The sequence below is a fragment of the Streptomyces sp. NPDC037271 genome (assembly GCF_055603605.1).
The window spans coordinates 713947-732175 of sequence record NZ_JBVJVN010000001.1; the positions used below are offsets into that span (position 1 = coordinate 713947).

The 18229-nt window shown below is 72.3% G+C and carries 19 protein-coding genes; 11 read left to right on the forward strand and 8 right to left on the reverse strand.

The window, feature by feature from the left end; translation table 11 throughout:
* Nucleotides 1–61: 61 nt before the first annotated feature.
* Both dapE and ACZ7G3_RS03305 read left to right on the forward strand, forming a co-directional pair.
* Nucleotides 62–1141: a succinyl-diaminopimelate desuccinylase gene (gene dapE / locus ACZ7G3_RS03300; RefSeq protein ID WP_426601366.1), complete on the forward strand. Its 1080-nt coding sequence runs from the start codon at nt 62–64 to the stop codon at nt 1139–1141.
* 108 nt (nt 1142–1249) lie between these two features.
* Nucleotides 1250–2008: an LOG family protein gene (locus tag ACZ7G3_RS03305; RefSeq protein ID WP_191884459.1), complete on the forward strand. Its 759-nt coding sequence runs from the start codon at nt 1250–1252 to the stop codon at nt 2006–2008.
* A 217-nt stretch (nt 2009–2225) separates the two neighbouring features.
* On the opposite strand, the gene folP is transcribed toward ACZ7G3_RS03305, so the two are convergent.
* Complete coding sequence (gene folP / locus ACZ7G3_RS03310) at nt 2226–3086, reverse strand: dihydropteroate synthase (RefSeq protein WP_470923191.1); 861 nt, start codon at nt 3084–3086, stop codon at nt 2226–2228.
* Between the two features lie 276 nt (nt 3087–3362).
* Here folP and ACZ7G3_RS03315 point away from each other — a divergent pair, with 276 nt between their 5' ends.
* Both ACZ7G3_RS03315 and ACZ7G3_RS03320 read left to right on the forward strand, forming a co-directional pair.
* Complete coding sequence (locus ACZ7G3_RS03315; RefSeq protein ID WP_470923192.1) at nt 3363–3722, forward strand: DivIVA domain-containing protein; 360 nt, start codon at nt 3363–3365, stop codon at nt 3720–3722.
* Nucleotides 3719–4333 carry a DNA-3-methyladenine glycosylase I gene (locus ACZ7G3_RS03320; RefSeq protein ID WP_470923018.1) on the forward strand — a complete coding sequence of 205 codons (615 nt, stop codon included), beginning with the start codon at nt 3719–3721 and terminating at the stop codon, nt 4331–4333. The genes ACZ7G3_RS03315 and ACZ7G3_RS03320 overlap by 4 nt, the downstream gene beginning before the upstream one ends.
* 106 nt (nt 4334–4439) lie before the next feature.
* Here ACZ7G3_RS03320 and chcB read toward each other — a convergent pair whose 3' ends face one another.
* Entirely contained in the window at nt 4440–5249 is an 810-nt protein-coding gene (gene chcB, locus ACZ7G3_RS03325) for a 2-cyclohexenylcarbonyl CoA isomerase (protein ID WP_470923193.1), read from the reverse strand.
* 436 nt (nt 5250–5685) lie between these two features.
* Between chcB and ACZ7G3_RS03330 the strand changes: the two genes are divergently transcribed.
* Nucleotides 5686–5853 carry a DUF3117 domain-containing protein gene (locus ACZ7G3_RS03330; RefSeq protein WP_003966491.1) on the forward strand — a complete coding sequence of 56 codons (168 nt, stop codon included), beginning with the start codon at nt 5686–5688 and terminating at the stop codon, nt 5851–5853.
* A gap of 135 nt (nt 5854–5988) precedes the next feature.
* Here ACZ7G3_RS03330 and ACZ7G3_RS03335 read toward each other — a convergent pair whose 3' ends face one another.
* Nucleotides 5989–6687, reverse strand: coding sequence for an O-methyltransferase (locus ACZ7G3_RS03335; protein ID WP_426523793.1), 699 nt, complete (start codon nt 6685–6687; stop codon nt 5989–5991).
* A 288-nt stretch (nt 6688–6975) separates the two neighbouring features.
* Here ACZ7G3_RS03335 and sigE point away from each other — a divergent pair, with 288 nt between their 5' ends.
* From sigE to ACZ7G3_RS03360, 5 genes are all read left to right on the forward strand, one after another.
* Complete coding sequence (gene sigE, locus ACZ7G3_RS03340; RefSeq protein ID WP_426601363.1) at nt 6976–7647, forward strand: RNA polymerase sigma factor SigE; 672 nt, start codon at nt 6976–6978, stop codon at nt 7645–7647.
* Nucleotides 7644–8627 carry an anti-sigma factor family protein gene (locus tag ACZ7G3_RS03345; RefSeq protein WP_470923019.1) on the forward strand — a complete coding sequence of 328 codons (984 nt, stop codon included), beginning with the start codon at nt 7644–7646 and terminating at the stop codon, nt 8625–8627. The genes sigE and ACZ7G3_RS03345 overlap by 4 nt, the downstream gene beginning before the upstream one ends.
* A gap of 95 nt (nt 8628–8722) precedes the next feature.
* Complete coding sequence (locus ACZ7G3_RS03350; RefSeq protein WP_470923020.1) at nt 8723–10657, forward strand: S1C family serine protease; 1935 nt, start codon at nt 8723–8725, stop codon at nt 10655–10657.
* Nucleotides 10658–10805: 148 nt separating this feature from the next.
* Nucleotides 10806–11258 carry a sec-independent translocase gene (locus ACZ7G3_RS03355; protein WP_426601360.1) on the forward strand — a complete coding sequence of 151 codons (453 nt, stop codon included), beginning with the start codon at nt 10806–10808 and terminating at the stop codon, nt 11256–11258.
* Nucleotides 11259–11547: 289 nt separating this feature from the next.
* On the forward strand, nt 11548–12222 hold the full coding sequence (locus tag ACZ7G3_RS03360) for a hypothetical protein (protein WP_426601359.1): 675 nt from the start codon (nt 11548–11550) through the stop codon (nt 12220–12222).
* Between the two features lie 81 nt (nt 12223–12303).
* Here the strand turns inward: ACZ7G3_RS03360 and ACZ7G3_RS03365 are convergent, their stop codons facing one another.
* Genes ACZ7G3_RS03365 through ACZ7G3_RS03375 form a run of 3 tightly spaced genes read right to left on the reverse strand, consistent with a single transcriptional unit; the run spans nt 12304 to nt 15374 of the window.
* Complete coding sequence (locus tag ACZ7G3_RS03365; RefSeq protein ID WP_426601358.1) at nt 12304–13437, reverse strand: Mrp/NBP35 family ATP-binding protein; 1134 nt, start codon at nt 13435–13437, stop codon at nt 12304–12306.
* A 43-nt stretch (nt 13438–13480) separates the two neighbouring features.
* Nucleotides 13481–14080: a DUF1003 domain-containing protein gene (locus tag ACZ7G3_RS03370; RefSeq protein WP_426601357.1), complete on the reverse strand. Its 600-nt coding sequence runs from the start codon at nt 14078–14080 to the stop codon at nt 13481–13483.
* Entirely contained in the window at nt 14070–15374 is a 1305-nt protein-coding gene (locus ACZ7G3_RS03375; RefSeq protein ID WP_426601356.1) for a magnesium transporter MgtE N-terminal domain-containing protein, read from the reverse strand. The genes ACZ7G3_RS03370 and ACZ7G3_RS03375 overlap by 11 nt, the downstream gene beginning before the upstream one ends.
* 274 nt (nt 15375–15648) lie before the next feature.
* Here ACZ7G3_RS03375 and ACZ7G3_RS03380 point away from each other — a divergent pair, with 274 nt between their 5' ends.
* Complete coding sequence (locus tag ACZ7G3_RS03380) at nt 15649–16386, forward strand: hypothetical protein (RefSeq protein WP_470923021.1); 738 nt, start codon at nt 15649–15651, stop codon at nt 16384–16386.
* Between the two features lie 6 nt (nt 16387–16392).
* On the opposite strand, the gene ACZ7G3_RS03385 is transcribed toward ACZ7G3_RS03380, so the two are convergent.
* A complete protein-coding gene (locus ACZ7G3_RS03385) occupies nt 16393–16905 on the reverse strand; it encodes a hypothetical protein (RefSeq protein WP_470923022.1) in 513 nt (170 codons plus the stop codon).
* An 81-nt stretch (nt 16906–16986) separates the two neighbouring features.
* The gene (locus tag ACZ7G3_RS03390; protein WP_470923023.1) at nt 16987–18102 is read right to left on the reverse strand and encodes a magnesium and cobalt transport protein CorA; all 1116 of its coding nucleotides are present in this window, start codon (nt 18100–18102) and stop codon (nt 16987–16989) included.
* Between the last annotated feature and the right edge of the window lie 127 nt (nt 18103–18229).

The window sequence follows — 18229 nt, forward strand, 5'->3', positions numbered from 1 at the left end:
AACACGGTGTACGCCGGGCACGGACCCTGCCCGAAAGGGCGGGGGCGTTAGGGTCGGTGCCATGGCCGATACCCCGCTTGACCTCACGCTGGACGCCGCGGAGCTCACCGCCCGGCTCGTCGACTTCCCCTCCGAGAGCGGCACCGAGGAGCCGCTCGCGGACGCCATCGAGAGCGCCCTGCGCGCCCTGCCGCACCTGTCGGTCCAGCGGTACGGCAACAACGTGCTGGCCCGCACGGAACTGGGCCGGGCGGAGCGCGTGATCCTGGCCGGTCACATCGACACCGTCCCGATCGCCGGCAACGTACCGTCCCGGCTGGACGAGGACGGCGTCCTGTGGGGCTGCGGCACCTGCGACATGAAGGCGGGCGTCGCCGTGCAGCTGCGCATCGCGGCGACCGTCCCGGCCCCCAACCGCGACCTCACCTTCGTCTTCTACGACAACGAGGAGGTCGCCGCCGAGCTGAACGGACTGAAGCACGTCGCCGAGGCGCACCCCGAGTGGCTGGAGGGCGACTTCGCGGTGCTCCTCGAACCGTCCGACGGCCAGGTGGAGGGCGGCTGCCAGGGCACGCTGCGGGTACTGCTGAAGACGACGGGGGAGCGGGCGCACTCCGCGCGTTCCTGGATGGGCTCCAACGCGATCCACGCCGCCGCCCCGATCCTCGCCCGCCTGGCCGCGTACGAGCCCCGCTACCCGGTGATCGACGGCCTGGAGTACCGCGAGGGCCTGAACGCGGTCGGCATCACGGGCGGGGTCGCGGGCAACGTCATCCCCGACGAGTGCGTCGTCACGGTCAACTTCCGCTACGCCCCGGACCGCAGCCCCGAGGACGCCCTCGCCCACGTGCGGGAGGTCTTCGCGGACTGCGGGGTGACGGAGTTCGTGGTCGACGACCACAGCGGCGCGGCCCTGCCGGGGCTGTCCCACCCGGCCGCCGCCGCCTTCATCGAGGCGGTGGGCGGCACCCCGCAGCCCAAGTACGGCTGGACGGACGTGTCCCGCTTCTCGGCACTCGGCGTCCCGGCGGTCAACTACGGGCCGGGCAACCCGCACTTGGCGCACAAGCGCGACGAGCGGGTCGAGGTGGCGAAGGTCCTCGCGGGGGAGGAGCGCCTGAGGTCCTGGCTGACGGCGTGATCCGTACCGGGTTTGCGCCGCTGTGTGGCGGACATGCTGAGGTCCCTCGCACGTAACCCGCGTGGATCTACGCTGAGGTGGAAGAACCTGCAACTGGAGGGAGCGCGCATGGCTACTGGCAACCCCGAGGGCAAGAAGCGGCCACCGGAGGAGCAGCGCCTGGGCCCTGTCCTCCGGCGACGGGGCCAGGTCCAGAAGAGCACCACGGACCAGCGCCTGCTGGACGAACGTGCCCCGACCGACTGGGTCCACACCGACCCGTGGCGCGTCCTGCGCATCCAGTCGGAGTTCATCGAGGGCTTCGGCACGCTCGCCGAACTCCCGCCCGCGATCAGCGTCTTCGGCTCCGCCCGTACGGCGGTGGACTCACCGGAGTACGAGGCGGGCGTGCGGCTCGGACGCGGCCTGGTGGAGGCCGGCTTCGCGGTCATCACCGGCGGTGGCCCCGGCGCCATGGAGGCGGCCAACAAGGGCGCCCTGGAAGCGAAGGGCACCTCGGTCGGTCTCGGTATCGAGCTGCCCTTCGAGCAGGGGCTCAACCCGTACGTCGACATCGGCCTGAACTTCCGCTACTTCTTCGTCCGCAAGATGATGTTCGTGAAGTACGCGCAGGGCTTCGTGGTCCTGCCCGGCGGACTCGGCACCCTCGACGAACTCTTCGAGGCGCTCACCCTGGTGCAGACCCAGAAGGTGACCCGCTTCCCCATCGTCCTGTTCGGCTCCGAGTACTGGGGCGGGCTGGTCGACTGGCTGCGCAACACCCTGGTCGCCCAGGGCAAGGCCGCGGAGAAGGACCTCCTGCTCTTCCACGTCACGGACGACGTGGACGAGGCGGTGGCCCTGGTCTCCAAGGAGGCGGGCCGCTGACGCCGCTCGGACCGGGGCGGTTGCCGGCGCCGCCCGCCCGGCGCCGGGCGGGCGACGGGGGCCAGGGCGACGCGGCGGGGCCCATCTGGCTCCGGGCCACCGCCCGGCGTCGGTGGGGCCGAGATCGCCCTGCCCGCGCCGGGCGGTGGCCCGCCTACGCCAACCCCCGCCCCGCCTACGCCAATCCCCGTCCCGCCTACGCCAATCCCCGTCCCGCCTACGCCAACCCCCGCCGAGCCACCGCCGGCTCCCGGTGCCCGGCGATCGTCGCCACCATGTCCAGCACCTGCCGCGTCTCCGCGACCTCGTGCACCCGGTACACCCGCGCCCCCAGCCACGCCGACACCGCCGTCGTCGCCAGCGTCCCGAGCAGCCGCTCCTTCACGGGCCGGTCCAGCGTCTCCCCGACGAAGTCCTTGTTGGACAGGGACACCAGCACCGGCCACCCCGTCTCCACCATCTCCCCGAGCCGGCGCGTCGCCTCCAGGCTGTGCCGCGTGTTCTTCCCGAAGTCGTGGCCGGGATCGATCAGCACCGACTCCCGCGGCACACCCAGTGCCACCGCCCGCTCGGCCAGCCCCAGAGTGACCGTCAGGATGTCGGCCACGACGTCGTCGTACGTCACCCGGTGCGGCCGGGTCCGCGGTTCCGCGCCGCCGGCGTGCGTGCAGACCAGCCCGGCCCCGTACCGCGCGGCGACCTCCGCGAGCTTGGGGTCGACGCCGCCCCACGCGTCGTTCAGCACGTCCGCCCCCGCCTCGCACACGGCCTCGCCGACCTCGTGCCGCCAGGTGTCCACGCTGATCACGACGTCCGGGAAGCGCCGCCGGACCTCCGCGACGAACCCCACCGTCCGCCGCGCCTCCTCCTCGGCCGACACCTCGTCACCCGGCCCGGCCTTCACCCCGCCGATGTCGATGATCGCGGCACCCTCGGCCACCGCCTGCTCCACGCGCGCGAGGGCGGGCTCGTCGCGGAAGGTCGCCCCCCGGTCGTAGAAGGAGTCCGGGGTCCGGTTCACGATCGCCATGATCACCGGCTCGTGCGCCGCGAATTCACGCCTGCCCAGCCTGAGCATCCCCTGTGACATCTCCTCGTCCATACCGTTCTCACGTCCCGCTCTCGGCCTCGGGGCCGGCCCCCGGACCCGGCCTCCGAATCCGGTCCTCAGGTGCGGCTTCGACCGCCTGCGGCCCCGACTGTCAGACTCGCATGGCACGATCGGACCCGACACAACCGACTCCGACTCCGATCCAACCAGCCACGCGATCCGCCGAATCCCCGAGTCCTCGAATCCGAAGGTCCTCGAATCCGCGTGATCGCCACACTCGACCCGACCATGGGGGCCCCAGCGATGGTCATGTTCCTGTTCCTCGTCATCGCGCTGGCCGTCGTGGTCGCCGCGGTGACGCTCGCCGTGGTGAGCGGCGGCGACAGCGGGCCGTTGCCCGACGCCGCCCCCGAGCGGCTGCCGGACTCCCTGCCCCCGGACCGCCCGCTGGGCCGCGCGGACGTGGAACGCCTCCGCTTCCCGCTCGCCGCCCGCGGCTACCGCATGGCGGACGTCGACGACGCCCTCGGCCGCCTCGGCGCCGAGCTGGCCGAGCGCGACGCCCGCATCGCCGACCTGGAGTCCGCGCTGGCCGGCGCCCGGGCCGCCGTCGCCCCTGGGCACGTCTCCCTGGAGAAGCCGGCCCAGGAGGAGGAGCGGTGAGCGCCGGGGAGGCCGTCGCGGGCCCGGACGGCGCGCCGCGCTGCCCCTGGGCCCTGTCCACCGCGGACTACGTGACGTACCACGACGAGGAGTGGGGGCGCCCGGTCCACGGCGACGACGCCCTGTTCGAACGCCTCAGCCTGGAGGCCTTCCAGTCCGGCCTGTCCTGGATCACCATCCTGCGCCGCCGCCCGGGCTTCCGGACCGCCTTCGCCGCGTTCGAGATCGCCAAGGTGGCTGCCTTCACCGACGAGGACCGCGAGCGCCTGCTCGCCGACGCGGGCATCATCCGCAACCGCGCCAAGATCGACGCGACCCTCGCCAACGCGCGCGTGCTGGCCGAGTGGGCCCCCGGCGAGCTGGACGAGCTGATCTGGTCCCACGCCCCGGACCCCGCCGGCCGCCCGGTCCCGAGGACCCTCGCCGACGTACCGGCCGTCACACCGGAGTCCACGGCGCTGTCCAAGGCGCTGAAGAAGCGGGGCCTGCGCTTCGTCGGCCCGACGACGGCGTACGCGCTGATGCAGGCGTGCGGACTGGTCGACGACCACCTGGAGACATGCGTGGCGCGCGGAAACACGTCCGGGGTCACCCTCTCCGGGCGAGCCTGAGGACGAGGCCGTTCAGGCCGGAGCGGGTCCCGGGACGGCGGTCCCGGGACGGCCGCCGCAGCCGACGGTCCTGGGGCCGCCGCCGCAGCAGCCGACGGTCACCGGCTCACTTGCCGAGATAGCGCGGCTTCTCCTTGTCGACGAACGCCCGCACCGCGATCGCGTGGTCCTCCGAGGAGCCGGCCCGGGACTGCAGCTCGTCCTCCTTCTCCAGCGTCTCGGAGAGCGAGTGCGTCAGCCCGTACGCCATCGCCTCCTTGAGCGCCGCGTACGCCACCGTCGGTCCCTCGGCCAGCGCCCGCGCCGTCTGCTCGGCCTCGGCGCGCAGGTCGGCGGCGGGTACCACCCGGTTGGCGATGCCCAGCTCGTACGCCTCCCGGGCGCCGATGCTGCGCGGGAAGAGCAGCAGGTCGGCGGCGCGTCCGGGGCCGACGACGCGCGGCAGCGTCCAGGAGACGCCCGAGTCGGCGGTGAGCGCGACCCCCGCGAAGGACGTGTTGAAGGCCGCGGTGTCCGCGACGATCCGGTAGTCCGCCGCGAGCGCGAACCCGAGGCCCGCCCCGGCCGCCACGCCGTTCACGGCGGCCACCACCGGCTTCCGGGCCTCGGCGAGCGCCCGCACGATCGGGTTGTAGTGCTCGCGCACCGTGCTCATGGTCCGGCCCGAGCCCGTCTCCCGGTCGGCGGCCAGCAGCCCGATGTGCTCCTTGAGGTCCTGGCCGACGCAGAACGCCCGCTCCCCGGCCGCGGTCAGCAGTACCGCCCGCACGGCGTCGTCCTCGGCCGCGGAGCGTGCGGCCTCGCGGAGCGCGACCTTGGTCTCGATGTTCAGCGCGTTCATCGCCTCGGGGCGGTTGAGCGTGATCGTCGCGAGCCCGTCGCTCACCTCGTAGAGCACGGTGTCGGCCATGGAAATCCCCTCCGCGTCGTGGTGTGTGTCCTGGAGCACGTCAGCCGGTCACCGTGTCGGTCGGTCACCGCGTCAGCCGGTCACCGCGGCAGTGCGTCCCGGGCAGTGCGTCCTGGCGCGCCCGGAAGACAGCATGACGGAGATCACCGGCATCGGATCACTTCCGAGATGTGACCTGCGTCAAAGGATTCCGGTCCATATCCATTCGGCGGAAGTGGGCAGGGGCGCGCAGTATCGCAGTCACATCGCCGAATTGAGTGGTTTTGCTCGCGTGCGTTGCCCAAGCGATGCCGACCGATGTTGGTCATCGGGTCCTGGGATGCGGGATAATGGCTGGGAAGCAATGTGTTCGATGCCGGTGTCGCGCGTCCATGCCGGACTGCGCGTGCCCTCACGGGCCGTCGGCGGTGACGGTGAGCTGGTATCAGGAAGGGGAACGAGCATGGCGGCCATGAAGCCGCGGACGGGCGATGGCCCGCTCGAGGTGACCAAGGAGGGGCGGGGCATCGTCATGCGCGTTCCGCTCGAAGGCGGCGGTCGACTCGTCGTCGAGCTGACCCCCGACGAGGCCGACGCGCTCGGCGACGCCCTCAAGAAGGTCGTCGGCTGACGCGCGAGCGACCATACCCGTTCAGTCGCCCCGGTACCGAACATGGTGCCGGGGCGATTGTCTTCCTGTGTCTTCCTGGCTCCGCGTGCGGATCCGGGCTTCCCGGGCTTCTCCGGGTGGCCCCGGACCGGGGAGTCACCGCTTGACGGCACACAGCAGTCCGTCGCCCACCGGCAGCAGTGACGGCACCAGCTCCTGGCTCTCCCGCACCGCGCGCAGGACTTCCCGCAGCCGCAGCACCTCGGTGGGCTGCGGTCCGGAGTCGATCGTCCGGCCGGCGCCGAAGACGCCTTCGAAGGCGACGAGGCCTCCGGGGCGCAGCAGACGCAACGATTCAGCGAGATAGTCCAGGTACTCCAGGCGGTCCCCGTCACAGAAGACGAGGTCGTAACCGGCGTCCGCGAGCCGGGGCAGCACGTCCAGCGCCCGCCCCGGGATGAAGCGGGCCCGGTTGCTGGCGAAGCCCGCGGCGCGGAAGGCCTGGCGGGCGAACTGCTGGTGTTCCGGCTCCGGGTCGACCGTGGTCAGTACCCCGTCCGGCCGCATGCCCTGCAGGAGGTGGATCCCGGAGACGCCGCAGCCGGTGCCGATCTCCGCGACCGCCTTGGCGTCCACGGCGGCGGCGAGCAACCCCAGCGCGGAGCCCGTGCCCGGGGCCACCGAGCGCAGGCCCGCGTCACGGGCCCGGTCGCGTGCCCAGAGCAGCGCGTCGTCCTCGGCGACAAAGGCGTCGGCGAACGCCCAGCTCGTCTGCCGGTTGCCGGTAATGACCCTCTCCTGTCCCCGTCGTTGCCTCGGCGTGACTGTATCCGTTGGCGCCGGGAACCCGCAGATGGGACCAGTCGTTTGAAGGGGAGAGCAGAGAGACGACTGAGCGGCCGGGCCGAGACGGGGGAACGGTGGATGTACCAGTGCGCCGAGCAAGTGCTGACGCAGCCGTACGAGCCGTGCCGGTCCAGATCAAATTCTCGTAAAACCGCTTATCCGGAGCTAACGGGCGAGGTGGCTATGGTAGGGGCTCCACTGGACACCACCAGAGCCGACAGGGGAGGTGCGGCCGCACCCGCGGATCGGGGAGGAGTGCTGCGGCGCTTCCTCGGATCGGCAGGCAGGCCGAAATCCGTGAACGACACCGCTGCTGACCACAGCCACGCAGGCCGTCCCACCACGGGACACACCCAGACCGCGACCTTCTCCAGCGACGCGGACGGGCAGGCGTGGACTCCGCCCACCTGGGAGGAGATCGTCAGCACCCACAGCGGCCGGGTCTACCGCCTCGCCTACCGCCTCACCGGGAACCAGCACGACGCCGAGGACCTCACCCAGGAGGTCTTCGTCCGCGTCTTCCGGTCGCTGTCGACCTACACGCCGGGCACCTTCGAGGGCTGGCTGCACCGCATCACCACCAACCTCTTCCTGGACATGGTCCGCCGCAAGCAGCGCATCCGCTTCGACGCGCTCGGCGACGACGCGGCCGAGCGGCTGCCCAGCAAGGAGCCCAACCCGCAGCAGGTCTTCCACGACGCCCACTTCGACGCGGACGTCCAGCAGGCCCTCGACACCCTCGCGCCCGAGTTCCGCGCCGCCGTCGTCCTGTGCGACATCGAGGGGCTGTCGTACGAGGAGATCGCCGCGACCCTCGGCGTCAAGCTCGGCACCGTCCGCTCCCGGATCCACCGTGGCCGTTCCCAGCTGCGCAAGGCACTCGCGCACCGTTCTCCCAAGGCGCGTGCCGAGCGTCGCTCGTTCGCGGCCCGTATTCCCGCACTGGGAGGAGGGGGCACGAGCGCGTGAGTGGGTCACGGCCTGAATCCGAGGGGCACCTCGCAGAGCAGCATCTGGGAGACCGGCTCTCCGCCCTGGTGGACGGAGAGCTCGGTCATGACGCGCGTGAGCGCGTACTGGCGCACGTGGCCACCTGCCCGAAGTGCAAGGCGGAGGTCGACGCGCAGCGACGGCTGAAGAACGTCTTCGCGGCAGCGGCCCCGCCGACGCCGTCGGAGAGCTTCCTGGCCCGCCTCCAGGGCCTTCCCGGGGGAGGTGACACGGACGGCGGCTCGCCGCTGGACGGCGACCGGTTCCCCGGCGGCCTCGACGGAGTCTTCGGAACCAGACGGGGCGGGCGGTTCGAGTTCGACTACGTCCCCGCCCGGCCGCACCCCGCCGTACTCTCACCCTCCTCCCCGGTGCGGGGATTCCGGATCCACGACGTGAGCCGGCACGAGCCGGAGCGGTCCTCCTCGCGCGGCCTGCGGTTCGCGTGCGCCGCCGCCGGTGCGGTGTCGCTGGCCGCGATCGCGCTGGGCGGTGTCACCGTCGGCATGCCGGACACCACCACGGAGGCGCGCGGCTCCGGCAGCGGCAGCAATGTGACGCCGACGCGCACGCAGGGCGCGGGAGCGGTCACGACCTCCGAGAGCCAGCGCCGTCGCGCGGGCGGTCCGATGCTCGGCCAGGGACAGCGGGCGCTCGGCGACACCCCCGTCGCGCCCACCGCGATGTCCGCGCCGCTGCTGCCCGGAATGCCGGCCCCGACGGGCGCCGATCCGCGGCAGCAGGCCCTGCGCGCGCTGACCACTCCGGTGACGGCCGGTGCCGCCGCCATGTCCCCGCTGATACGTCCGCTCGAAGCGGTTCCGCCGCTCGCGGCGGCCTCCTGGCCGACGGCCTCCGAGGTCAGGCCGCCCGGCCTGCTCGCCGCGCCCGTCCCCGACCCGGTCCCGTCCTCCCGTCCGGCGGCTTCCCCCGCCACCTCCCACCGTCCGGTTCCCTGACCGGCGTCTGCGGGCCGGCCCGCGGACCTGATTGAATCCGGGGTGGCACCAGAGCCCTTGGAGCCGACGATCTGCGGCCAGCTGCGGGGGAGAACATGAACGAGGGGAAGCCCACGAAGGCGAAGTGGTGGAGTCGTCCCCGCTCGTCCGACGACCCGGCCGACGGCGACTTCGAACTGGAACGCCCTCGCACGGTCCCCGCCACGGACACCGGTGACGACGTGTCCGACGGCGGCGACTTCGAACTCGAACGCCCGGCGGCACCCCGCGTGGCCGACGACGGAGACGGCGACTACGAGCTGGACCGCCCGACGTCCCGAACGGCGACCGGGCCCACGGCCGGTGACGGAACCGCGGACACCGGCCCGCACACCGGCGGGAGCCCGTACGCGGGCGCGACCGCCGACGCGGGCCCGCACACGGGCGCCGGTGCCGACGCCGGACCCCGCGCGGGCGTGGACGCCGATGACGCCGACGCCTCGCCGACCGCGGCACCCGTCGCCGAGCGTGGCAAGCCGCTGCACGACCCGGACCCGTACAGCACCCCTCCGTACGGCGAGCCGGGGCCCTGGGCCCCCGCGCCCCCGGTGCAGCATCCGTCGGTGACACCGGCGCACGGCACGGTCGCGGCGGGGGCGGAGGTGGGGGCGGTGGCGCCTCCCGCGTCCGGTGTCCCGGCGGTGCCGTCGTCGTTCGCGCCCGCGGGTGCGGTCCCCGACCCGGCGTTGGCGGATGCCCCGCCTCCCGTGGCCCCCGCGCCGCCGGTGCCTCCCGGGCCGGAGGCGTCGATGCCGCCCAGCCCAGGCGGCGACGGCCCGGGCATCGGCCCCTGGGGCCGCTACGACCCCTGGGCCGCCCCGGTGGCCGCCGCGCCTCTCCAGCACAGCGGTGCGGCCGCGCCGACGCGGGAGCAGCGGCGCAGGCGGACCAGGACGGTGATCGCCGGCGGGGCGCTGCTGATCGCCCTGGTGTCCGGCGGCGTCGGCGGCGCCCTGGGCACCCACCTGGAACGCAACGGCGGCGTGGGCACGGTGGAACTCCCGCAGGCCGAGAAGGAGACGGTCGAGCGGGCGCCGGACAGCGTCGCAGGGATCGCCGACCGGGCGCTGCCGAGCGTGGTGACCCTGCACGTCAGCGGCAGCGGCGCCGCGGGCACCGGCACCGGCTTCGTACTCGACGACCGCGGCCACATCCTGACCAACAACCACGTCGTGGAGCCCGCCGGATCCGGCGGCGGGATAACCGTGACCTTCAACAGCGGCGACACCGCCGAGGCCACGGTCGTCGGCCGCGACGGCGGCTACGACCTCGCCGTGGTGAAGGTGAAGGGCGTCAGCGGCCTCACCCCCATGCCCCTCGGCAACTCCGACAACGTGCGGGTCGGCGACCCCGTCGTCGCCATCGGCGCCCCCTTCGACCTGGCGGGCACCGTCACGTCCGGCATCATCAGCGCCAAGGAACGGCCCATCACCGCCGGCGGCGAGGAGGGCGACGGCAGCGACGTCTCGTACGTCGACGCCCTGCAGACCGACGCGCCCATCAACCCCGGCAACTCCGGCGGCCCCCTCCTGGACGCCCAGGGCCGGGTCATCGGCATCAACTCCGCCATCCGGTCCGCCGGCGGCGGCACCGAGCCGGACGGCGGAGGTCAGGCCGGCTCCATAGGGCTCGGCTTCGCCATCCCCATCAACCAGGGCAAGCGCGTCGCCGAGGAGCTGATCAACACGGGCAGGGCCACCCACCCGGTCATCGGCATCACCCTCGACATGAACTACACCGGCGACGGCGCCCGCGTCGGCACCCGGGGCAGCGACGGCGGACCCGCGGTCACCACGGGCGGCCCCGGAGCCGAGGCCGGCATCAGACCCGGGGACGTGATCACCGCCGTCGACGGTCAGCGCGTGCACTCCGGCGAGGAACTCATCGTCAAGACCCGCGCCCACCGCCCCGGCGACCGCCTGGAGCTGACCCTGGAGCGCGACGGCAAGGAGACGAACGTCTCACTGGTACTCGGCTCGTCCGACGGGTGAAGGGCCGCGCAGGTCCCGACAAGGGGCCAGGAAGGCAAACAATTCGGAAAGCGCCCGCATACACGCACTCGGGGCTCACGGGACGGTACCGGTCGGACGGGATCGGCGGGTACCGTGGTGGCGGCCCGGACATCCCAAGGAGCTTCAGGTGTTCAATGACATAGGCGCACTAGAGCTGGTGACGCTCGTCGTCCTCGCCGTGCTCGTCTTCGGTCCGGACAAGCTTCCCAAGGTCATCCAGGACGTGTCGCGCACCATCCGGAAGATCCGGGAGTTCTCGGACAGCGCCAAGCAGGACATCCGGCAGGAGCTGGGCCCCGAGTTCAAGGACTTCGAGTTCGAGGACCTGAACCCCAAGACGTTCATCCGCAAGCAGTTGGACAACGACGAGCTGGGGCTCAAGGAGATCCGCAACGGCTTCGACCTGAAGAAGGAGATGGCCGAGGTCACCGACGCGGTCCACGGCCGCGAGCCGGAGCCGTCCGGCACTCCGTCGTCCGGTTCCGCCTCCGCCTCCGCCGGCGGTCGGATCGACATGACCAAGAAGCCCGAGACGCCCGCCCTCGACGACCGCCCGCCGTTCGACGCGGACGCCACCTGAGCGTCCTCCGCGGGCCGGTCGGGCATCACGCGAGTACCACCTGAGTGAGGCCCGCGGGCCGCGGTACGCCGAAGCAGCCGGCTCCGCCGCCGCATGTGACGCGTCTCACGCTCCGGACGGGGCGTGCAAGGCCCGAAGGCGGCGTCCGCGCGACCCACGCGCCGGGCGCTTTCCCGGCTGCCGCCTGTGGTGTGGCTATGCTGCCCGAGTTGTTGTGCGGACCGGACGAGTACGCCCGAAGGGGGGCGGGCCGTTCCGGCCCGACGAGAGCTAGGAGGCGTCCGGGCACATGGAGACGACGAGTGGCGCAGTCGCGCAGGCGCCGGCCGCGGAGGACGGACAACAGGTCCCCTCCGCCCGGCGTACGGTCGACGGCTACCTGCGCGCGCCCTTCCCTTGGTACGGCCTTGACGAGGCCTTCACGGGGCGGCGCTGGCTGATGCAGGTCGGTACGGCGGCCGACGGGGCCGTGGAGCACGGTTCGCTCGGGCACGGCGACGGACCGTCGGTGCGCAACGAGCACGTGGCGGGCGACGAGCGGGACGCCAAGGAGAAGTTCGCGGTCGTGGTGACCGTCGCGGCCAACCCCGACCGGCGCAGCGCCGACGGCACCGGTCTGCTGGAGGCCACCTCGGTGTCCTCGGCCGCCTGGCTGGCCGGCGTGGGACTGCTGTCCTTCACCTGGCCCGGCCAGATGGACCACTCGCTGCGCGACGACTGGCTGGAGCAGCAGACGGAGACCGCGTGGGTCCTCGCGGACGATCTCGACGGTGAGGACTGGGCGAAGCTGTCCCTCCCCGTGGACGGCGTGCCGACGTCCTTCCACTACCGGGAGTCCGAGTTCGGCTGGGTGCTCGCCGGTTCCACCGAGCAGGGCGCGCACCTGGGGGCGTACGGACGGGGCATGAGCCCCTACGGGCTGGCCTTCTCCGTGGTCAAGGACATCACCGCGTACGACGGCTAGTCGGCGGGCGGGCGTACGACGGCTGTACGACGAGGGGCGCCGTCCCGGCGGACAGCGCCCCGATCCCGTACGTACGGAGGGTCAGAACTTGTTCTTCGGGGTGATCCCCAGCGACAGCCCCGAAAGTCCACGCTGACGCCCGCCCAGCTTCCCGGCGATCGACCGCAGGGCCGCGCCCGCCGGGGAGTCCGGGTCGGACAGGACGACGGGCTTGCCCTCGTCGCCGCCCTCGCGCAGCCGGACGTCGATCGGGATGGAGCCGAGGACCGGGACCGACGCGCCCGTGGTGCGGGTCAGGCCGTCGGCGACCGACTGGCCGCCCCCGGTGCCGAAGACGTCGACCATCTCGCCGCAGTGCGGGCAGGGCAGGCCGGACATGTTCTCGACCACGCCGACGATCTTCTGGTGGGTCTGGACGGCGATGGCGCCCGCCCGTTCGGCCACCTCGGCGGCGGCCTGCTGAGGGGTCGTCACGACCAGGATCTCGGCGTTCGGGACGAGCTGGGCGACGGAGATCGCGATGTCGCCGGTGCCGGGCGGCAGGTCGAGGAGCAGGACGTCCAGGTCGCCCCAGTACACGTCGGCCAGGAACTGCTGGAGCGCGCGGTGCAGCATCGGGCCGCGCCAGACGACCGGCGCGTTGCCCGGGGTGAACATGCCGATGGAGATGACCTTCACGCCGTTGGCCGAAGGCGGCATGATCATGTTCTCGACCTGGGTGGGACGGCCGTCGGCGCCCAGCATGCGCGGCACCGAGTGGCCGTAGATGTCGGCGTCGACGACACCGACCTTCAGGCCGTCCGCCGCCATCGACGCCGCCAGGTTCACCGTCACCGAGGACTTGCCGACGCCGCCCTTGCCGGAGGCGACCGCGTAGACCCGGGTCAGGCTGCCGGGCTTGGCGAAGGGCACCTCGCGCTCGGCCTGGCCGCCGCGCAGGGCGCTCGCCAGCTCCTTGCGCTGCTCGTCGCTCATCACGTCCAGCTCGACGTCGACACGCGTGACGCCCTCGACCCGCGACACCGCGTCCGTCACCCGCTGCGTGATGGTGTCCCGCATGGGGCAGCCGGAGACCGTCAGGTACACGGCGACCGCGACCGCTCCGTCCGCGCCGATCTCCACCGACTTGACCATCCCCAGCTCGGTGATGGGCCGGTTGATCTCGGGGTCGTTCACCGTCGCCAGTGCTTCACGCACCGCGTCTTCCGTAGCCATAGGACGATGGTACGGCGCCGCCCACCGGGCACGGAAAGCCCCGTCAGCGGTCGTGTACGTCACGCCCCGCGGACCGGTTCGCCGGGAATACCCCGCGGTCGGGGTGGTGGCCGTCGTGCCGCTCCTCCAGGTCCTTGATCACGTCCTGCAGTTCGGAGCGGATCCAGTCCCGGGTCGCGACCTCGCCGAGCCCGATGCGCAGGGCGGCGATCTCCCGGGTCAGGTACTCGGTGTCGGCGATCGACCGCTCGTTCTGCTTGCGGTCCTGCTCCAGGTTGACCCGGTCCCGGTCGTCCTGCCGGTTCTGCGCGAGCAGGATCAGCGGGGCGGCGTAGGAGGCCTGGAGCGAGAGCATCAGCGTCAGGAAGATGAACGGGTACTCGTCGAAGCGCAGGCTGCTGGGCGCGGACACGTTCCACACCACCCACAGGATGATGACGACCGTCATCCAGACGATGAACCGCCCGGTGCCCAGGAACCGCGCGACGCGCTCCGACAGCCGGCCGAAGGACTCCGGGTCCCACTCGGGCAGCAGCCGGCGCCGCGGCGGGCGGGGCTGGTCCAGCCGGGCCCGGGTGCGGGAAGCCGCCGTGGCGCCCGACACCGCCCGCTCACGGGGGGACGTCTCGCGCTCAGGCACCATCGGCCCGCACCTCCTTCGCCGTCGCTCCGGTCTCCTCGTCGAGGTGGTACTCGGTCTCCCGCCAGTCGTCGGGCAGCAGGTGGTCCAGTACGTCGTCCACGGTGATCGCGCCCAGCAGTGATCCGGAATCGTCCACGACGGGCGCCGCGACCATGTCGTACGTGGCGAAGAACCCGGCGACCACGGGCAGCGCCGCGTCCGGATCCAGGGGTTGCAGGTCGTCGTCGATGATCGAGCCGACCAGGGTGTACGGGGGGTCGCGCAGCAGGCGCTGGAAGTGCACCGTGCCCAGGTACTTGCCGGTCGGGGTCTCCTCGGGCGGCCGGCAGACGTAGACCTGGGCGGCGTGCGCCGGGGACAGGTCGGGGTTGCGGATGCGCGCCAGGGCGTCCGCGACGGTCGCGTCGGGCCGCAGCACGATCGGCTCGGTCGTCATCAGACCGCCGGCCGTGTGCTCCTCGTACGCCATCAGGCGCCGCATGTCGGCGGCGTCGTCGGGCTGCATCAGGCTCAGCAGCCGCTCCTTGTCCTCCTCGGGCAGCTCACCGAGCAGGTCGGCCGCGTCGTCGGGGTCCATCGCCTCCAGCACGTCCGCGGCGCGCTCCTCCTTGAGCTTGCCGAGGATCTCGATCTGGTCGTCCTCCGGCAGCTCCTCCAGTACGTCGGCCAGGCGGTCGTCGTCGAGGGCGGCGGCGACCTCGGCGCGGCGCTTGGCGGACAGGTGGTGCAGGACGTTGGCGAGGTCGGCGGGGCGCAGCTGCTCGAAGGTGGCGAGGAGGTTCTCGGCGCCCTGGCCCTGCTCCTCCACGGAGAAGCCGGTGACGGCGGACCACTCGACGGTCAGTGTCTCGCCCTTGTTGCGCCGGAAGGCGCCGCCCTTCTTCCCCTTGCGGACGAAGACCTTGTCGATCTCCCAGTCCCGGCGGGCCGGCAGCTGTTGCACCGACAGGTCCAGGACGGTGACCTCCTCACCGGTGTCGGTGAGGGTGACCCGCCGGTCGAGCAGCTCGCCGAAGACGAGGCGCTCGGTGGGCCGCTGCTCGAAGCGCCGGACGTTGAGCACCCCGGTGGTGATGACCTGGCCGGTCTCGATGCCGGTGACCCGGGTCATGGGCAGGAAGATGCGGCGCCGGGTGGTGAGTTCGACGACGAGGCCGAGCACCCGTGGGGGTTTGCCGGCGACGCGCAGCATGACGACCAGATCGCGTACACGTCCCACCTGGTCGCCGGTCGGGTCGAACACGGCGATGCCGGAGAGATGGGAGACGAAGATCCGGGGGGCGCCCGCTGCCATGGCCGCGGCTCCTTTTCGTAAGCGTGCGTCAGACTGCGTGAAAGCTGTTCCGTACGGTGTCTCTTTCCCGAATTGCCCGCTCGGACGGGCTTCAGGCTAGCCCGTCCCGAACGGCTCCGCTCTGGCGGCCGGTCCGGACGGACTGGCTCCGCTCGCCGTTCACGGCCCCGGTACGCTGCCGTACGCCGCTTGGACCCCTCTCAGCTCCTTGCCGGCCCCTTGCCAGGCCCCTTGTCAGTCCTTGCCAGTCCTTGTCAGAAAGGCAGCCCCACCTGTGTCTGTGACTCCCCGGCGCCGAATCCGCAGGGCCGCGATGATGGGCGCGGTGTGCGCCCTGGCGGTGACCGGAGCGGGGCTGACGGGATGCAGTAGTGAGGACCCGGACGCCGGCACCAACGGCGTCGGCAAACTCCCGGCCGACAAGATCCACGCCAAGACGCGCACGGCCGCCGAGTCCGCCCGGGCGGTACGCCTGCACGGGACCGTCGCCGCCGGCGGGGACACGTACACCCTCGACATGCGGCTGAAGCCCGACGGAGGGACCGGGTCGGTCGCCGCCGACGGGACGACGTTCGGACTGCTGCGCGTCGGCGAGCAGCTCTTCCTCAAGGCCGACGCCGGGTTCTGGAGCCACGACGGCGGCGACACCACGGCCGCCGAGAAGCTGGCCGGCAAGTACGTCAAGGTGCCGCAGAGCGACCCCGTGTACAAGAAGTTCAGCGGCTTCGCGGACAAGGACGTCCTCCTGGACGGCCTGCTGACGCTGCACGGCACGGTGGAGACGGACGGGCGCCACGAGCAGGCGGGAGTGCGCACCGTCCGGATCACCGGCGACGAGGGCTCCGGCGGCTCGCTCGACGTCTCCCTGGAGGGCACGCCCTACCCGCTGCGCCTGGTCCGGGCGGGCAGAGCGGGCACGATCAGCTTCTCGGACTGGAACAAGGACTTCGCGCTCACGGAGCCGGCGAAGGACGACACGCTGGACTACGGCAAGCAGCTGCCGACGTCCTAGGACGCGCTAACGCCTCTTCCGGCGTTTCAGCAGCAGGCGCGGCAGCCCCGCCGGGAGCGGTCCGCGCGTCGTCGCCGGGCTCGGCAGCGGCGCCTCGGCCAGCGAACCGTCGGGCAGCGGCGCCGTCGCCCCCGTCGGTTCCAGGCGCAGCACCCGGCACTCACGGGCCCAGCGGCCGGTCATCGCCTCGCCGTCCGGGGCGTTCAGCCGCTTGCCCTTGAGGTCGGCGACCGCTGCCTGCCACGCCTCGGAGCCGGACGGCAGCTCCACGACCCGGGCCGTCCAGGAGACCAGCCGGCCCCCCTTGTCCTTGCTGCGCACCGTCACCTCGGCCGCGGCCCCGTCGGCCAGCCCCGGCAGCGGCTGCTCGCCGGGGCCGTCGCCGACGACGCACGCCGCGCCCTCGTGCCAGACGTGCCAGAGCGGACGCGCGGCCGCCCCGGGCCCGCCGGCCCAGATGAGACCGGACTTCTTCGTGGCCTCCTCGACGAGGGCCTGGTCGAGCAGCTCGCTTGTCATGCGGTCAGCCTATCCAGCCCGGTGCGGCGGTACGGCTGTCCAGTCCGTACGGTCCCGTCAGGGCCGGGCGGAGTCGGCCGGTCAGAGCCAGCCGTTGCGCTTGAGCGTGCGGTGGATGCCCAGACAGATGCCGACCGTGATCGACAGGACCAGCGGGTAACCGAACTTCCAGTGCGTCTCCGGCATGTAGTCGAAGTTCATGCCGTACACCCCGCACACCATCGTCGGTACGGCGATGATCGCCGCCCACGAGGTGATCTTGCGCATGTCCTCGTTCTGCGCGACGGACGCCTGGGCGAGGTTGGCCTGAAGGATGGAGTTCAGCAGCTCGTCGAAGCCGACGACCTGCTCCTGCACCCGCGCGACGTGGTCGGCGACGTCCCGGAAGTACTTCTGGATCTCCGGGTCGATCAGCCGCATCGGCCGCTCGCTGAGCAGCTGCATGGGGCGCAGCAGCGGGGAGACCGCCCGCTTGAACTCCAGGACCTCGCGCTTGAGTTGGTAGATCCGGCCGGCGTCGGTGCCGCGCGGCGTGCCCTTGCGGCCCGGCGAGAACACCTCCGTCTCGACCTCGTCGATGTCGTCCTGCACCGCGTCGGCGACCGCGATGTAGCCGTCGACGACGTGGTCGGCGATGGCGTGCAGCACCGCGGAGGGGCCCTTGAGCAGCAGCTCGGGGTCCTCCTGGAGCCGGTGCCGCAGCGCGCGCAGCGAGCCCTGCCCGCCGTGCCGGACGGTGATGAAGAAGTCCCGCCCGGTGAAGCACATGACCTCGCCGGTCTCCACCACCTCGCTGTTGGCGGTGAGTTCGTCGTGGTCGACGTAGTGGATGGTCTTGAAGACCGTGAACAGGGAGTCGTCGTAGCGCTCCAGCTTGGGCCGCTGGTGGGCCTGGACGGCGTCCTCCACGGCCAGCGGGTGCAGTCCGAACTCCCGGGCGATACCGGCGAATTCGTCTTCGGTGGGCTCGTGCAGGCCGATCCACACGAACCCTCCGTCGCGGCGCACCTGGCGCATCGCCGTCTGCGGGCTCAGCAGCGCGTCCGTCTCGACGCGCGTGCCGTCGCGGTAGACGGCGCAGTCGACGACGGCGGTGGCGGTCGCCGGGTCGCGGGTGGTGTCGTAGGCGCCGCTGTCCTTGCGCAGAGAGACGCGGGACGGGCGGACCGCGGCGCGCAGGTCACGGATCATCGACATGGCAGGCTCCTTCGCGACGGGCAGCGAACGGCGCCGGTGGCGGGTGGAACCACCCGGAATGAGGACGTCCTGAGTACGTGTGTTCCGCACGTCCACAAAGCGGGGAGCACCGCACCGTCGCGGTGGC

Excerpts from the sequence above, each read along its gene's own strand:
- ACZ7G3_RS03315 (WP_470923192.1), top strand. The coding sequence starts at position 3,363 with ATGGTCATGTTCCTGTTCCTCGTCATCGCGCTGGCCGTCGTGGTCGCC.
- dapE (WP_426601366.1), top strand. The coding sequence starts at position 62 with ATGGCCGATACCCCGCTTGACCTCACGCTGGACGCCGCGGAGCTCACC.
- ACZ7G3_RS03350 (WP_470923020.1), top strand. The coding sequence starts at position 8,723 with ATGAACGAGGGGAAGCCCACGAAGGCGAAGTGGTGGAGTCGTCCCCGC.
- ACZ7G3_RS03375 (WP_426601356.1), bottom strand. The coding sequence starts at position 15,374 with ATGGCAGCGGGCGCCCCCCGGATCTTCGTCTCCCATCTCTCCGGCATC.
- ACZ7G3_RS03370 (WP_426601357.1), bottom strand. The coding sequence starts at position 14,080 with ATGGTGCCTGAGCGCGAGACGTCCCCCCGTGAGCGGGCGGTGTCGGGC.
- ACZ7G3_RS03330 (WP_003966491.1), top strand. The coding sequence starts at position 5,686 with ATGGCGGCCATGAAGCCGCGGACGGGCGATGGCCCGCTCGAGGTGACC.
- folP (WP_470923191.1), bottom strand. The coding sequence starts at position 3,086 with ATGCTCAGGCTGGGCAGGCGTGAATTCGCGGCGCACGAGCCGGTGATC.
- ACZ7G3_RS03385 (WP_470923022.1), bottom strand. The coding sequence starts at position 16,905 with ATGACAAGCGAGCTGCTCGACCAGGCCCTCGTCGAGGAGGCCACGAAG.
- ACZ7G3_RS03360 (WP_426601359.1), top strand. The coding sequence starts at position 11,548 with ATGGAGACGACGAGTGGCGCAGTCGCGCAGGCGCCGGCCGCGGAGGAC.
- ACZ7G3_RS03365 (WP_426601358.1), bottom strand. The coding sequence starts at position 13,437 with ATGGCTACGGAAGACGCGGTGCGTGAAGCACTGGCGACGGTGAACGAC.
- ACZ7G3_RS03390 (WP_470923023.1), bottom strand. The coding sequence starts at position 18,102 with ATGTCGATGATCCGTGACCTGCGCGCCGCGGTCCGCCCGTCCCGCGTC.
- ACZ7G3_RS03305 (WP_191884459.1), top strand. The coding sequence starts at position 1,250 with ATGGCTACTGGCAACCCCGAGGGCAAGAAGCGGCCACCGGAGGAGCAG.